The organism is Sphingomonas sp. LR60 (assembly GCF_036855935.1).
Classification (GTDB): Bacteria; Pseudomonadota; Alphaproteobacteria; order Sphingomonadales; family Sphingomonadaceae; genus Sphingomonas.
Genome location: NZ_JASPFK010000001.1, coordinates 2,551,149 through 2,566,228, shown reverse-complemented (window position 1 = coordinate 2,566,228; position 15,080 = coordinate 2,551,149). Strand labels below are relative to the sequence as shown.

11 protein-coding genes, 1 tRNA gene and 1 pseudogene are annotated in these 15,080 nt (G+C 66.5%); 6 read left to right on the top strand and 7 right to left on the bottom strand.

The genetic code is table 11. The features are described from left to right. Positions 1-87: 87 nt before the first annotated feature. The gene (locus tag QP166_RS12055) at positions 88-1,365 is read right to left on the bottom strand and encodes a DUF2264 domain-containing protein (protein WP_333916116.1); all 1,278 of its coding nucleotides are present in this window, start codon (positions 1,363-1,365) and stop codon (positions 88-90) included. After that, positions 1,362-2,300 carry a DUF4861 family protein gene (locus QP166_RS12050; RefSeq protein ID WP_333916115.1) on the bottom strand — a complete coding sequence of 313 codons (939 nt, stop codon included), beginning with the start codon at positions 2,298-2,300 and terminating at the stop codon, positions 1,362-1,364. Before QP166_RS12050 ends, QP166_RS12055 begins: the two co-directional genes overlap by 4 nt. A gap of 109 nt (positions 2,301-2,409) precedes the next feature. Between QP166_RS12050 and QP166_RS12045 the strand changes: the two genes are divergently transcribed. The 6 genes from QP166_RS12045 to kduD all read left to right on the top strand — a co-directional run bounded on the left by QP166_RS12045 (position 2,410) and on the right by kduD (position 10,214). Then, complete coding sequence (locus tag QP166_RS12045) at positions 2,410-3,132, top strand: FadR/GntR family transcriptional regulator (protein WP_333916114.1); 723 nt, start codon at positions 2,410-2,412, stop codon at positions 3,130-3,132. Between the two features lie 83 nt (positions 3,133-3,215). Beyond that, a complete protein-coding gene (locus QP166_RS12040) occupies positions 3,216-6,158 on the top strand; it encodes a TonB-dependent receptor (protein ID WP_333916113.1) in 2,943 nt (980 codons plus the stop codon). A gap of 57 nt (positions 6,159-6,215) precedes the next feature. Further along, the gene (locus QP166_RS12035; protein WP_333916112.1) at positions 6,216-7,502 is read left to right on the top strand and encodes an MFS transporter; all 1,287 of its coding nucleotides are present in this window, start codon (positions 6,216-6,218) and stop codon (positions 7,500-7,502) included. Further along, positions 7,499-8,611, top strand: a complete 1,113-nt coding sequence (locus QP166_RS12030; protein WP_333916111.1) for a glycoside hydrolase family 88/105 protein — start codon at positions 7,499-7,501, stop codon at positions 8,609-8,611. Before QP166_RS12035 ends, QP166_RS12030 begins: the two co-directional genes overlap by 4 nt. 14 nt (positions 8,612-8,625) lie before the next feature. Then, complete coding sequence (gene kduI / locus QP166_RS12025) at positions 8,626-9,462, top strand: 5-dehydro-4-deoxy-D-glucuronate isomerase (RefSeq protein ID WP_333916110.1); 837 nt, start codon at positions 8,626-8,628, stop codon at positions 9,460-9,462. Next, positions 9,459-10,214, top strand: a complete 756-nt coding sequence (gene kduD, locus QP166_RS12020; RefSeq protein ID WP_333917333.1) for a 2-dehydro-3-deoxy-D-gluconate 5-dehydrogenase KduD — start codon at positions 9,459-9,461, stop codon at positions 10,212-10,214. The genes kduI and kduD overlap by 4 nt, the downstream gene beginning before the upstream one ends. 70 nt (positions 10,215-10,284) lie before the next feature. On the opposite strand, the gene QP166_RS12015 is transcribed toward kduD, so the two are convergent. From QP166_RS12015 to mreD, 5 genes and pseudogenes are all read right to left on the bottom strand, one after another. Beyond that, positions 10,285-11,028, bottom strand: coding sequence for a dienelactone hydrolase family protein (locus tag QP166_RS12015; RefSeq protein WP_333916109.1), 744 nt, complete (start codon positions 11,026-11,028; stop codon positions 10,285-10,287). A gap of 138 nt (positions 11,029-11,166) precedes the next feature. Next, positions 11,167-11,242 (bottom strand) — tRNA-Lys (locus QP166_RS12010). 99 nt (positions 11,243-11,341) lie between these two features. After that, positions 11,342-12,453: pseudogene (gene rodA / locus QP166_RS12005) on the bottom strand (rod shape-determining protein RodA). Next, positions 12,450-14,579 (bottom strand): penicillin-binding protein 2, encoded by a 2,130-nt coding sequence (mrdA, locus tag QP166_RS12000; protein WP_333916108.1) that lies wholly within the window; start codon positions 14,577-14,579, stop codon positions 12,450-12,452. Before mrdA ends, rodA begins: the two are co-directional and overlap by 4 nt. Next, positions 14,576-15,007, bottom strand: coding sequence for a rod shape-determining protein MreD (gene mreD / locus QP166_RS11995; protein ID WP_333916107.1), 432 nt, complete (start codon positions 15,005-15,007; stop codon positions 14,576-14,578). Before mreD ends, mrdA begins: the two co-directional genes overlap by 4 nt. Positions 15,008-15,080 lie beyond the last annotated feature (73 nt).

The window sequence follows — 15,080 nt, the reverse complement described above, 5'->3', positions numbered from 1 at the left end:
CTTTCGCCGGGGTGACGAAGGGAAGCGGTTCAAGCCAGGCGAATCAAACTTCAGGGGATGACGGCGTCGCGGCGCGACGAGGCTTGTTTAGTAGTCGACCGCGTAATCCTTGCGGAAATCCTGCCCGGCAAAGGCGCGGCGCATCGTCCATGGCTGCGGCGGTGCAGTCCAATAGACGTGATCGGCGGGCAGGCCGAGCGCGATCAGGCTTTCGGATGCGATATACATGCTGCCGGCGTTGGAATAGACGTCGCCCAGCGTCGGCTGGTGTCGCGCGAAGCCGATCGTCAGGAAGCCGTCGGCGTTGAAGTTGCTGGGGTCGGCGAAGACGCGCCGCTGCGCCGCCATCGTCGCGGCGCGCACTTGCCCTGCCGGCAGCGTGTCGGGCAATTGCCCGCGCCACGCCAGATGCCCGAGCGGCTGATGCACCGCGGTGCGATAGGTGAGCGAACGGCCGATCGCGGCATAGCTGCCGTCGGGGGCGATCATCCGCTCGAGATGCTCGGCGTAGCGTTGCTCGCGCTTCACCGCGCGGGCCAGCTCCTCGGCGGGACGCAGATTGTTGAAGCTCGGCTTGCCCGCCGCGAGCGTGGCGAGGATCTGCACTAGCATCGGATGGATGACGTAGCTGTTGTAATAATCATAGTGGAAGCGCGCGCCATCGCCGTACCAGCCATCGCCGACATACCATTCGAGCATTTTCTTGATCGTGAGGTCGACCCGCATCGGGTCCCACTCCTCGCCGATCGCGAACAGGAACGCCTCGTTCATCGCCGCAAACAGCAGCCAGTTCTGATACGGCGGGGAGATGCGGCGCAGGCCCTTGATCTCTTCGACGATCCGCGTCTTCGTCTTCGCGTCGAGCGGCTTCCACAAGGCATCGGGAGCACGCAGCAGCGCGCTGGTGAAATAGGCGGAGTCGACCAATGCCTGCCCGTGTCCGCGCCACAAGAGATAGTCGGGACTCTTCGGATCGACCGCGTGGGTGTAGCTTTCCAGCGCCTGCGTGCGCAGCGTTGCGCGGAGCCGTCCCTCGGCGCTCGTGTCGTCCGGGAGCGCGAGCCACGGTGCGATCCCGTCGATCAAGCGCCCGAACGCCTCGAGATAGGCGACGCCGGGGTTGCGGCCGTCCCAGGTCGGGCTGAGTTCGGGCGTCCATTCGGCATGGAGCCGACCGCGCGCCATGCGTCCGAGGACCGGCTCCGCCATCCGGCGCAGCAGCGCGAGGGCATAGGCGCGATCGGTGCCGCCATCGGGGAGCGGTGCGTCGGCGGGTCGGGCTTGCGCACTCGCAGGCGTGGTCGCGAATGCGCCCGCCGCCAGTCCGCCCGCCAAAATACCCCGTCGATCCATCTGCATCGTCATTGCCCTGCCTTGGGGATTTCGAAGCTAAGCGCGGTGCCGGCGGCATAGTCGTCCCATTGCTTTCGGGTACGGAAATCGCCCTCGCCATGGCTCCATGCCGAGCCCGAATAATAGACGAACGGCTTGCCGGGCGTGACGCGAAGCAGCACCAATTGGTTGTCGGCATCGGCGCGCACATCGGCGATCATCTGCGGGTCGACCCGGATGGCGATCGCGATCCGGCCGTGACCGGGCTCGTCCGGTCCCCACCAAGAGAGCAGCCCGCGCGCGCGATCGACGGTCAACTCGCCCGCGCCCTGCCCGGTGGTGCGCTTGCCGATGCCGATGCCAACCAGCAGCGGCTCGGGGCGGTCGGAGGAGATGGTCGAGACCATGCGCGTGAACTGCGTGCCGAGCGGCAGCGTGAAGCGGCGCGTCTCCCACACCTTGCGTACCGTATCGACCGGCCAGGGCGCGTAATCGACGGTGAAGTCGGCGCGGTCGCCGCCGCTCGCGAGGATGCGGTGGCGGACGAAATTGCGCGAGGTCCACAGTTTGTTGTCGTGCCAGATGCCGAGACCGCCCGCGCCGCGCGTGGTGCCGACATTGTAGAAGTCGATTCCCTCGCCATGATAGGCGTGCTGATCGCCGGTGCGGAGCTGGCGATCCGCGAACGGCCAGCGGACGTTCTTGCCCCAGCTGTCGATCCCCGAGCCCGACGGCGGTTCGGCCGCCTCCAGCGCATGGCCGTAGATGCGGTGCGCGGTGCGGTCGTTCTCCCACAGCAGATCGTCGTACCGATAGTCGGCGAGCAGCGCGACCGCGCGCGGCGTACGGTCGGGCGGGGGCGGGAGCGGTGACACGACCGGTAGCGGCGGCGCTTCCTGCGCGGCGAGCGGCGTGCCGAGCAGCAGCGACAAGGTCGCCGATGCATATCGTCGCGTCGCGATCCTCATGCCGATCCACTCCCTTTCTGTTGTAGGATAACCTAAGCTGTCATATCTATTTTGCCAAGCCGGCACTTTGCCTGTGGGGCTTGGCGCACGACCTTGATATAAAGCACGGATGACCAAAAGCATGTCGTTGGCCGATGCCTTGTACGTGAAGCTGGAGGCGCGGATCCGGTCGGGCGAGATGCCGCCGGGCGCGCGCCTGCCGACGCAGAAAGAGATAGCGGAAGACGAGAAGGTCAGCCGCACGGTGGTGCGCGAGGCGGTCGCGCGGCTGGAGGCGCATGGCATCGCGATCGCGCGGCAGGGGTCGGGCGTGTTCGTGTCCGACGACGCGCGTTACCAGGCGTTTCAGATCACGCGGCAGGATATGAGCGAGCTGGCGGACGTGATCCGCCTGCTCGAGGTGCGCTTGTCGGTCGAGTCGGAGATGGCCGCCTTCGCAGCGGCGCGGCGGACGCTGACCGACATTTCCGCGATGCGCGCGGCGTTGCGCGACATGGCGGCGGTGGCCGACGATCCGGTCGCCTCGGCGGCGGCGGACACGCGTTTCCACACCGCGATCGCGCGGGCGACTCAGAACGAGACCTTCGTCAAGCTGATCGACTTCCTGGGGGTGCGACTGGTGCCGCCGCGCAACCTGTATCTGCGCGACCAACCGCCCGAGGCGCAGCGTGCCTATGTCGAGAAGGTGCGCATCGAGCATGAGGCGATCGTCGACGCGATCGTGCGGATGAATCCAGCGGGCGCGCGTGACGCCGCGCGGCATCACATGCAGGAAAGCCTTAGCCGTCACACGGAGTTGAGCGAGGCGGCGAACCTTTCTGGTGGGGACTAATAACAGCGGATTGACGCGCGTTCGAACTTGTATGATAACCCATCCATAAGCCGCAATATGCGGCGTAGCAGGAGGGGGTTATCGTGGGCAGGTCGTTGTTCATCGGCATGGCGTCGGCGCATGCCATCGCATTGACGTTGGTGGCGGCTCCGGCCGCGGCGCAAACCACCGCGGCCGAGCCCGCCGCGACACCCGCTACCGATCCACAGGCATCGACCGAGGCGGCGAGCGACGACATCGTCGTCACCGGCTTCCGCCGCAGTCTCGCCGAGGGGCTGGAGTTGAAGCGCGAGGCGGTCGGCATCCGCGATTCGATCGTTGCGGAGGATATCGGCAAGTTCCCCGAAGCGAACGTCGCCGACTCGTTGCAGCGTATTCCGGGCGTGATCCTGAGCCGTGATGGCGGCGCGGGCACCAACGAGGGGCAGCGGGTGGCGATCCGCGGGCTAAGTTCCGACTTCGTGGTGACGACGCTGAACGGTGCGCCGGTCCGCACCACCTCGGCCGGGAGCGTCGGCAGTTCGAGCCGCGCGTTCAACTATGACGTCTTTCCGTCGGAGTTGTTCGGGCGCGTCGACGTCTACAAGTCGCCGCTCGCCAATCTCGAAGAGGGCGGGATCGGCGGCAACGTCGACCTGCAGACGCCGCGCCCGTTCGACAGCAAGGAGCGCGTGTTCCGCTACACCGCGCAGTACAGCTACAACGATCAGTCCGAGAAGTGGCGCCCGCGCGGCTCGTTGATCGTCAGCGACCATTGGGGCAATTTTGGCGTCCTGTTCGGCGCAGCCTATGCCAAGACCGTCAATGAGCGCTCGGGTTTCCAGTCGACGGGCGGCTATAATTCGTCGGCGCTCGGGCGGCGTCCTTATTACGGCTCGGTGCCGTCGAACACGAGCGGACCGTTCCAGTTCGAGCTGAACCTCGACAGCCCGCTCGCCAATTTCGGCAATCTGACGCGCGCGCAGGTCGCGAACGCGCTGCTGCCGCGCTTCTACCGCGTCTATACCTCGAACACCGAACGCGAGCGGATGGGATTCGTCGGGTCGGTGCAATATAAGAGCGACAAGTTCGAGGCGAGCGTCGACGGCATCTATTCCAAGCTGACCGACCAGATGGACGAGTTCACGTTCGGTGTGCCGGTGCGCAACTCGCGCACCGCGCCGGGCAGCACCGCGACACCAGGGACCGGCACCAATTCCGGGATCATTCCGCTCGACGTCAAGATCGACCAGTACAACAATTTGTATGGGACGTTCGGCAATACGAGCATCATCGGCGAAAGCTTCTTCCGCGATTTCGAGACGAAGTTCTCCTACGGCGTGGCCCGCGCGAAATACGACTTCAGCGACCGGGTGACATTGCAGGCGCAGGGGAGCATCTCCAAGAGCCGCGCCTGGCAATCGGGCAATCGCATCGTCTCGAACATCTACGGCATCACGACAACCTACGATCCGACCGTCAACGTCTCCTATCCGACGATCAGCTCGCCGACATCGTTCACCGATCCGGCCAATTTCCGCGACCCGACGCTCGGCTTCTCGATCCAGCGCGAAGACGACACCGTGAAGAGCCTGCGCTCGGTGCTCGACTGGACGGTGGTCGACACCGGCGACACCAGCATGGCGTTCAAGATCGGCGGCAGCTACGTGTCCAGCCTGAAGAGCCGGACCGCGCAGGACGGCTCCTCGATCGCGCGCGCCGCGGCGCTGCCGAACGGTGGCACCTTCGCCTCCAGCGGCAATGGCGTGTTCCAGTATATGGATCCGTTCCTGCAATACGGTACGCTGAACAACGGCGGCAATTCGGGCTATCCGTCGAATTTCGCGACCTTCTCGCGCGACTTCGTGATGGGCACGCTGGGGGCCAACCAGGCCAACCGTCAGGCGGCGCGCCAGCTCAACGCTACCTATGAGGCGGAAGAGCGCGTCAAGTCGGCGTTCCTGGAGACGTCGTTCAAGATCGCGATCGGCGGGCACGAACTGCGCGGCGATGCCGGCATCCGTTATTCGGACACCGAGACGATCATCAACAATTACACCAATCTGGGCGGGGTGTTCACGCCCAACCGCCGCAACGGTGGCTATCAGAACTGGCTGCCGTCGGCGAGCCTGGCCTTCGACATCACGCCCAAGCTGCTGCTGCGTGGATCGATCGGCAGTACGGTGACGCGCAGCGCGCTGAACGATATCGCGGGCAGCATCGTCGTGCCGAACGTGTTCAGCAATGCGGTGGCGGTCGGCAATCCCGACCTGCGCCCGCAGGTCGCCACCACCTATGACGCGGTGCTAGAGTGGTATTTCGCGCCCGCCGCCTTGTTGAGCGTCGGGCTGTTCGAGAAGGATATTACCGACCAGCCGGTCGCAGTCGTCGAGGACGTTCCGCTGGCGACGACGGGCCTCGATCCGAGCTATTTCAGTTGCGCGGCGTTCGGTGGGCCGACCGGCACCTGCACGCTGGCGCAGGTGAACGCGCTGACCAACAACAACCCGCGGATCCTGCGCACGATCGTGCAGAACGCCGGGCAGTTGAAGCTGCGCGGGCTGGAAGCGGCGTATCAGCAGAACTTCACCTTCCTGCCCAAGCCGTTCGACGGGCTGGGCGTGACCAGCAGCTTCACGCTGATCGATCAGCAGCAGAAGGGCATCGACTATAATTTTGTGCTGACCAACGGCAGCATCGTCGCTTTGCAGAGCGTGCCCAAATACACGTACAGCATCACCGGCTTCTACGAGAAAGGACCGTTCTCGCTGCGCGGATCGTACAATTATCGCTCCAAGACGGGTGGCGCGCAGCGCAACACGGCGAATGACGAAATCTCGTACTTCGCGGCGCAGGGCTATCTCGACGCGACCGTCGCATTGAAGCTCAACGACTATATCGAGCTGCGCGTCGATGCGCTGAACATCACCAACGAGAATACCTATACGGTGTACGAGAACCCGCAGAAATCCGTCGGGCAGACGCATCGCGACAATTCCTACTTCAACGGGCGGACCTTCTCGTTCGGGATCCGCGGCAAGTTCTAAACGTCCCCACCTGGGCGCGCGGCGGTGTCGCGCGCCCTTTCTTCCGGAGCGCTCGTCATGCCGGACATCGCCGCCGCGCCGCCGACCGGGCGCTATCGCTGGACGATCTGCGCGTTGCTGTTCGCGGCGACCGCGATCAACTACATCGACCGCCAGATGATCGGCGTGCTCAAGCCGGTGCTCCAGAAGGATCTGGGCTGGACCGAGGCGCAATATGCCGACATCGTCTTCTGGTTTCAGGCCGCCTACGCTGTCGGCTTCCTGATGATGGGGCGGTTGATCGACCGGTTCGGCGCGCGGCTCGGCTATGCGCTCGCCTTTTCCTTCTGGACGCTGGCGCATGTCGCGCATGGGCTGGTGAGCAGCGTCGCGCAGTTCGGCGCGGCGCGGTTCGCGCTGGGGCTGGGGGAGGCGGGCAATTTCCCGTCCGGGTTGAAGGCGGTGACCGAATGGTTTCCACAGCGCGAGCGCGCGTTTGCGGTCGGGCTGTTCAACGCCGGGGCGAACGTCGGCGCGATCGCGACGCCGTTGCTCGTTCCCGCAATCACGCTCGCCTATGGCTGGCGGATGGCCTTCATCGCGACCGGCGCGTTCAGCGTGCTGTGGCTGATCGCGTGGATCGCGATCTATCGCCGTCCGGAGGAGCATCCGCGCGTCACGCCGGGCGAGCTGGCGCTGATCCGCAGCGATCCCGCGCCGGTGGTCGAGCGGGTGCCGTGGCTGCAGCTGTTCACGTATCGCGAGACCTGGGCCTATGCGGTGCCCAAGTTCCTGACCGATCCGATCTGGTGGATGTTCCTGTTCTGGTTGCCCGATTTTCTCGGGAAGCGCTACGGGCTGGACCTCAGGTCGTTCGGGCCGCCGTTGGTGGCGATCTATCTGTTGTCGGACGCGGGAAGCGTGCTGGGCGGCTGGACCTCGTCGCGGCTGCTGCGGCGCGGCTGGTCGGCGAACGCCGCGCGCAAGGCGACGATGCTCGGATGTGCGATCGCGGTGCTGCCGATCGTGACGGTTCAATATGTCGACAGCCTGTGGATCGCGGTCGCGCTGATCGGGCTGGCGACCGCGGCGCATCAGGCGTTTTCCGCCAATCTGCTGACCTTGCCCTCCGACCTGTTTCCGCGCGCGGCGGTCGGCTCGGTGGTGGGGATCGGCGGGACCGCGGGCGCGATCGGTGGGATGCTGATCGCCAAGTTCGTCGGTCATGTGCTTGGCGTTTCGGGCAGTTATGCGCCGATCTTCGCGGTGGCGGGCGGTGCCTATCTGCTGGCATTGCTGTCGCTGCACGTCATCAGCCCCCGGCTGACCCCGGCCCGTTTCGCTTCCCTGGAGAGCGCCGCATGATCCTTCGACACCTTGCCCTCGCCACCAGCATCGCGGCGGTCGCTGCGCCCGCGGCGGCACAGCAACAGGCACCGATCGCGCAGGCGGTGAAGCTGGCCGACTGGCAGCTTGCGCACATGGACGTGAACCCGCGCAGCGGCGACATGCGCGCGTGGGAGCCCGCGGTGTTCTGGGTCGGGATGACCGCGCTCGCCGATGCCGGCGCGCCGCCGCGCATCAAGGATGCGATCATGGCGATGGGGCGCGCGAACGGTTGGCGGCCGGGCGAGAGGCCCTATTTCGCGGACGATCATGCGATCGTGCAAAGCTATCTATGGGCCGCCGCGCATGGCGGACCGCCGCAGGCGCTCGCCAGCGCCAAGGCGACCTTGGACCGTATCGTCGACAAGCCCGCGGTCACGACGCTCGCCTTTGCGGTGCCGCCGGAGGGCTATGGCGCGACCGAGTGCCTGACGCGCTGGTGCTGGTGCGACGCCTTGTTCATGGCGCCGCCCGCGTTGGTGGAACTGTCGCGCCAGACCGGCGATCCGAAGTACCGCGACTTCGCAATGAAGGAATTCTGGGCGACGACCGACTTCCTGCTCGATCCGGTCGAACAGCTTTATTACCGCGACAGCCGCTTCTTCGAGCGTCGCGATGCGCAGCGCCGCAAGCAATTCTGGGCACGCGGCAACGGGTGGGTGTTCGCGGGCATGGCGCGGATCATTCCGTTGCTGCCCAAGAACAGCCCCGATCGCGTGCGGATGGAGGGGCTGTTTCGCAACATGGCCGCGAAGCTGAAGACGTTGCAGAAGCCGGATGGCTATTGGGCGCCATCGCTGCTCGCCGCCGAAGGCTCACCGCCGGAATCGAGCGGCACCGGCTTCTTCACCTATGGCATGGCGTGGGGCGTCAATGCCGGGGTGCTGCCGCGTGCCGAATACGCACCCGTCGCGAAGCGCGGCTGGGCGGCGCTGGAGCGCGCGGTCCAGCCCGACGGGCGGCTCGGCTGGGTGCAACAGGTCAGCGACCGGCCCGACAAGGTCGCCGCGCAAGAGACGCAATATTACGGCGTGGGCGCCTTCCTGCTGGCGGCGACGCAAATCGCGCAGCTCGACCGCGCCCGTTGAACAGGAGCACCGACGTGTACGCCAAGACCTTTTACGCCACGCATCCCGACATGATGGACGGCGTCTCCAATCAGGCGCTGCGCGACCGTTACCTGGTCGACGGGCTATTCCGCGACGGCGAGATCGTGCTGACCTATTCGCACGGTGAGCGCTTCATCATCGGCGGCGCGGTGCCGGGCACGGCGATGCTGTCGCTGCCGACGCATAGCGAGCCTGAAAGCGTGGCGGGGCATCCGTTGCTCGAACGCCGCGAGTTGGGGGTGGTCAACATCGGGCGCGGCGCCGGCAAGGTGACCGTCGACGGGCAGGTGTTCGAACTGACCCGCTACGAGGCGCTGTACGTGCCGATGGGGTCTGCGGAGGTGACGTTCGCGGGTGAGGGGGCGCGCTTCTATCTGCTCAGCGTCCCCGCCCATGCGCCGTTCCCGCTGCGCAAGGTGACGCTCGCCGACGCCAATCCGATGCAGCGCGGCAGCCTGGAGACGTCGAACGACCGCACCATCTATCAACTGGTGCTGCCGCATCTGTGCGCCAGTGCGTCGCTGTGCCTGGGGCTGACGCAGCTCAAGCCCGGATCGGTGTGGAACACGATGCCGCCGCACGTCCATGAGCGGCGCAGCGAGATCTACCTCTATTTCGACCTCGAGGACGACAATCGTGTCTTTCACTATATGGGCCGTCCCGACGACCTGCGGCATATCGTCGTCGACAATGAAGAGGTGGTGATCAGCCCGCCGTGGTCGGTGCACATGGGTGCTGGCACCAGCAATTATACCTTCATCTGGGCGATGGCGGGCGAGAACCAGGATTACAACGACATGGACGTGTGCGACATATGCCAGCTGCGCTGAGCCATCCGTTCGACCTGACCGGGCGCGTCGCGGTCGTCACCGGTGCGAATACCGGGATCGGGCAGGCGATCGCGGTCGCGCTGGCGCAGGCGGGGGCGGATGTCGTCTGCGTCGGGCGTACCGCGGCGGAGGAGACGGCGGCGCAGATCCGCGATCTCGGGCGGCGCGCGGCGGTGATCGATGCGGACCTGTCCACGATCGAGCCGGTCGGGCGCGTGGTCGCGGAGACGCTCGACGCGTTCGGGCGGCTCGACATCCTCGTCAACAATGCCGGGATCATCCGGCGCGCGGATGCGGTCGACTTCAGCGAGGAAGACTGGAACGCGGTGATCGACACCAATCTGAAATCGGTGTTCTTCCTGTCGCAGGCCGCCGGGCGGCACATGATCGCCGCGGGGGGCGGGCGGATCATCAACATCGCGTCGATGCTGACCTTCCAGGGCGGCATCCGCGTGCCGAGCTATACCGCGGCGAAGAGCGGGGTGGGCGGGCTGACCAAGCTGCTCGCCAACGAATGGGCGAAGCACAATGTGACCGTCAACGCGATCGCGCCGGGCTATATCGCGACCAGCAACACCGCGGCGTTGCAGGCCGATGCGGAGCGTAACCGCGCGATCGTCGAGCGTATCCCAGCAGCGCGCTGGGGCGCGCCGGCCGACCTGGGCGGCGCGGCGGTGTTCCTCGCCTCCGACGCCGCGGCCTATGTGCAGGGGCATGTGCTGGCGGTCGATGGCGGATGGCTGGCGCGGTAGAACGGCGGGAGCGAAGCCTACCGGGCGCGTTGCCTCATCTCCACCGTTGGCAAGGCCGCGTAGATCGCCCTCAGCCGATCGTGCGGCGGAAGAAGGCCAGCGTCTGCATCATCGCCTGCAGGAACAGCGCCGGGTCGTAGCGCGGGCCCTCGTCGCGCAGGAAGGCGTGCTGCGCGTTCCACTCGTGCCATTCGTAGTGTGCGCCGACCGCCTCCAGCCGCGCGCGGATCGCCGCCCGGCCGTCGAGCGGGACGTGCGGATCCTGTCGACCCCACACCAGCATCAATTCGGCCTTCAACTCCGCCAGCCGCGCCAGCGTGTCGTCGTGGCGTCCCTCGCCGAGCGAGCCGGAATGAATGTCGGTGGGGTAGAAGCACGCCGCCGCGGCGACGCGCGGATCGAGCGCGGCGCGGCACGCGAGATGCCCGCCGAGGCAGACGCCGAACGTCGCCAGCTTGCCCGTACAGGCGGGATGCGACGATAGCGCGCCGATCTCCGCGGTAGCGTCGGCATCGAAGGCGGCGACCGGCTTGGTGAACTTCAGCGCATTGCCGCGGTCGGTGCCGGCCGTATCATAGGCGAGCACGGTGCCGGCCGGCTCATATTCGTGATAGACCTCGGGCACCGCGACGACATAGCCGTTGCCGGCCAGCATCGCTGCCAGCCGGCGGATCGGCGCGGTGACCTGATAGATCTCGGAATAGAGCAATACGCCGGGATAGCGTCCCTCGGCGACCGGGCGGAACAGGTGCATTCGCATCGCCCCGCCAGCCGGCACGTTGACGTCGAGGGTTTCATCACTGCGCAGGATCATCGGCGGCCTTTCCCGTTCGTGGGCGCTTCCTGCCAGATTTCACGACGATCGTCTTCGCCCGATCGCCGCCCCGATTACCGCCCCGATCACCGCAATGAACAACGGCCCCGCGATCGCTCGCGAGGCCGTCGATGAAACTGGTGGACGCACTTGGGCTCGAACCAAGGACCCGCTGATTAAGAGTCAGCTGCTCTACCAACTGAGCTATGCGTCCAGTGACCGTGGGAGAAGCGTTTCCGAAGAACCGCCCCGCGATCGGGAAGCGCGCCTCTAACAGCGCTTCCCGGATTCGCAAACCCCTTTTTGACTTTTTTCACCAGCGCGTCGATTGGCGCGCCGAGATCGAGCGGTCGATGCCCATCAGGATGCCGAGCGAGATCAGCACCGTCATCTGCGCCGAACCGCCGAAACTGACCAATGGCAAGGGGATGCCGACCACCGGCGCCAGCCCCATCACCATCATCAGGTTGATCGCCATGTAGAAGAAGATCGTCGTCGCCAGACCCGCCGCGGCGAGCTTGGCGAAACGATCCTCGGCGCGGACGCCGACGTTCACGCCCCAGCGGATCACGAGCAGGAAGCCGATAATCAGGAACGCACCGCCCGCCAGACCCCATTCCTCCGCCATCGTCGCGAAGACGAAGTCGGTGTGGCCCTCGGGAAGATAGTCGAGGTGGCTCTGCGTGCCTTGCAGGAAGCCCTTCCCGAACAGGCCGCCCGACCCGATCGCGATCTTCGACTGGCTGATGTGATAGCCGGTGCCGAGCGGGTCGCTTTCCGGGTCCATGAAGATCAGGATGCGATGGCGCTGATAGTCGTGGAGGACATAGTTGAAGGCCAGCGGGATCGCGGTCGCCACCGCCAGTGCGCCGCCGACGAACAAGCGCAACGGTATTCCGGAGAGGAACATCACCGTCGCCCCCCGGCACAGATCATCAGCCCGGTGCCCAGATCGGGTTGCATCATCACGATCAGCGCGGGCATCCCGATCAGCACCGCCGCCGGCCACACCGCCTGGAAGCGACGCGTCTCCGCCGCCGGCAGCATGTCGTAGAAGCGTGCGAGCGCCAGCACGATCGCCAGCTTCATCGTTTCGGACGGCTGGATGCGGATCGGGCCGAAGCCCAGCCAGCGCTGGCTGCCGCCCCGCACCGCGCCGAGCAGTTCGACGAGGACCAGCAGGATCAGGAAGATGCCGTAGATGTAGAAGGCGGACTTCTTCCACCAGTCGAGCGGCACGCGCGACAGCGCCACCGCACCGACCAGGAACACCGCAAAGCGTACCCCCTGCGGAACCACCCATGGGCGCAGGCTGCCCCCGGCGGCGGAATAGAGGACGATCAGCCCAAAACCGCCGATCGCGGTGACGAGCAGCAGCACGCGCCACGGCAGCACCGCGAGCGGGGCGGGGACGAAGCCGCTCACCGCTGCGGCCCTACGGCGCGGTCGAGTGGATCGGCACGGCGCTCGCTGTCGGTTTCGGGTTCGGGCGAGCCCGTCCGTGCCGGGCCGTTGCCGGCTGCGACGTCGCGTGCGGTCGCCTCCGCGCTGGCGTTCGACGCGTCGGTCGCGGCCTCGACCGCGGGTGAGTTGGATGCCGGGACGTCGTCATCGTCGACCACCGGCGGGGCGGGGGCGTGCGCGGCGCGGTAGGCGGCGCGCTGTGCGGCCATGCGCGTCGCGATGTCGCCGCCCCAGGTCGGCTCGACCTCGGCAAGGCTCTTCATCGCGCGCTCGTGGTCGAACAGATAAGTCATGATGTCGCGGCCGATCATCGGCGTGTCGAGATTGCGGACGGTATGGCCGTTATGTTCGAGCACGACCGCCGCGGCGTAGCGCGGATTGTCGTAGGGAGCGAAGCACACGAACAGCGCGTGGTCGCGCAGCCTGAACGGCAATTGCCCGTTCTTGAGCACGCCAGAGCGCCGCTCCGCCATCGTGATGCGGCGGACCTGCGCAGTGCCGGTCTTGGCGGCGATCGCGATGCCGGGGACGAGCATCCGCGCCGCGCCGCCGGTGCCGCCATGGTTGACGACACCGTCCATCGCCTCGCGGATGATGCGGAAATGCTCGGGATCGATCGGGAGCAGATCGGCCTGCGGCTTGAAGGGGTCGCGGATCAGCGTCGGCATCAGCCGCCGTCCCGACGCCAACCGGCTGGCCATTATCGCGAGCTGGAGCGGGTTTGAGAGCACATAGCCCTGACCGATCGAGGCGTTGAGCGAGTCGGCGACCTTCCAGTCGGTCTTGTACTTGCGCTGTTTCCACGCGCTGTCGGGGACGGTGCCATAGCGCTGTGTCGAGAAGGGCAGGTCGAACTTCTGACCCAATCCCAGCTCGCGCGCGACCGGTGCGATCTTATCGTAGCCGACGCGGCGCACCATTTCGTAGAAATAGATGTCGCAGCTCTGCATGATCGCGTTCTTGAGATCGAGCGGGCCGTGTCCGCCGCGCTTGTGGCAGTGGAACACGCCATTGCCGACGCGCATCGCGCCCGAGCAGAACACGCGTTCCTCCGCGCCGACCCCGGCGGCGAGCAGCGCAAGGCCGTTCATCGGCTTGACGGTGGAGCCCGGCGGGTAGAGGCCCTGCGTCACCTTGTTCATGAGCGGGACGTGATCGTCCTCGCTCAGCATCTTCCACTCCATCTGGCTGATGCCTTCGGAGAAGGTGTTGGGGTCGTAGGCGGGCATCGACACCATCGCGAGCATCTCGCCATTGGTGCAGTCGAACACCACCGCCGAGCCCGAGTTGGTGCCGATCCGCCGCGCGGCATATTCCTGGAGCCCGGAGTCGATCGTCAGGCGCAGCGTGCGCCCCGGCACGTCCGGACGGGTGGCGAGTTCCTTGACCAGCTTGCCACGCGCGGTGACCTCCACGCGCTTGGCGCCGGCGGTGCCGCGCAGCAGCGGCTCCATGGTCTTTTCCAGTCCGTCCTTGCCGAGCTTGAACCCCGGCGTGACGTAGAGCGGATCGCGGGTCTTCTTATATTGTTCGGCGGTGGCCGCGCCGACATAGCCGATCAGATGCGCGACCGCCGGCCCGGCGGGATAGTGGCGTGCGAAGCCGCGGGTCGGGGCGACGCCGGGCAATTCGGGCTGGCGGACCTGCACCGCGGCGAAGCGTTCCCAGTCGATGTTCTCGGCGATCTCGACCGGGCGGAAGCCGGGGGCATGCTCCAGCTCGGCATTGATCTGCGCGAGATCCTCGTCGGAGAGGCCGAGCAACCCGCGCAGGTGCGCGAGCACGCGATCCTTGTCCTCGATCCGGTCGGGAATGACGTCGACGCGGAAATCGGTGCGGTTGCTGGCGATCGGTTGATTGTGACGGTCGACGATCCAGCCGCGGCGCGGCGGGATCATCGTCATGCTGACGCGGTTGCTTTCGGCGAGCAGGTTGTAATGCTCGTTCTGCGCGATCGCGAGATAGCCCATCCGCCCGATCAGCAGCGCGCCCAGCCCGGCCTGGCCCGCGCCGAGCAACCAGGCACGGCGCGAGAAGCTGTAGCTCTGCGCCGCTTCGGTCATGACCTTCGGTGCGCGCGGCCTCATAGCGCGCGCCGCAGGTCGATCCACGCGACCAGCCGCGCCGCAGCGGGGAAGAGCAACACCGATATCACGATCTGGAGCAATAGCACGCTATCGACATGGGCATCGAGCGGCGTCGCCACCAGTCGTCCACCGAGCAAAACGAAGCCGATCGCGATCGCGGCGATCGCCCAGCTCTGTTTGAAGTCGCGCACGCCGGAGCGCGCGTCGATCGCCTCGACGAGGAAGAAGGCGAGCGTCCACAACAGCATGGCGCTGCCCAGTGGTTGACCGGAGAGCAGATCGTCGAACAGCCCGAGCAGCGCCGGCGCCCAGACACGCAGCGATAGCGGCGCGAGCAGCCGCCACGATAGCAGGATCAACAGCCCGACCGGCGGCAGCAGCGGCAGCGTCGCGCTCCACGGCAGGATCGTGACGAGCGACCCGATCATCACCGTCGCCCACGGCAACAGCCGCGCGCGACCACGGCCGAGCGGTTCTTCGAAGGGTGGGCGAGCAGCGAGG

Excerpts from the sequence above, each read along its gene's own strand:
- QP166_RS12055 (WP_333916116.1), bottom strand. The coding sequence starts at position 1,365 with ATGACGATGCAGATGGATCGACGGGGTATTTTGGCGGGCGGACTGGCG.
- QP166_RS12050 (WP_333916115.1), bottom strand. The coding sequence starts at position 2,300 with ATGAGGATCGCGACGCGACGATATGCATCGGCGACCTTGTCGCTGCTG.
- QP166_RS12045 (WP_333916114.1), top strand. The coding sequence starts at position 2,410 with ATGACCAAAAGCATGTCGTTGGCCGATGCCTTGTACGTGAAGCTGGAG.
- QP166_RS12035 (WP_333916112.1), top strand. The coding sequence starts at position 6,216 with ATGCCGGACATCGCCGCCGCGCCGCCGACCGGGCGCTATCGCTGGACG.
- QP166_RS12030 (WP_333916111.1), top strand. The coding sequence starts at position 7,499 with ATGATCCTTCGACACCTTGCCCTCGCCACCAGCATCGCGGCGGTCGCT.
- QP166_RS12015 (WP_333916109.1), bottom strand. The coding sequence starts at position 11,028 with ATGATCCTGCGCAGTGATGAAACCCTCGACGTCAACGTGCCGGCTGGC.
- mrdA (WP_333916108.1), bottom strand. The coding sequence starts at position 14,579 with ATGAGGCCGCGCGCACCGAAGGTCATGACCGAAGCGGCGCAGAGCTAC.
- mreD (WP_333916107.1), bottom strand. The coding sequence starts at position 15,007 with ATGATCGGGTCGCTCGTCACGATCCTGCCGTGGAGCGCGACGCTGCCG.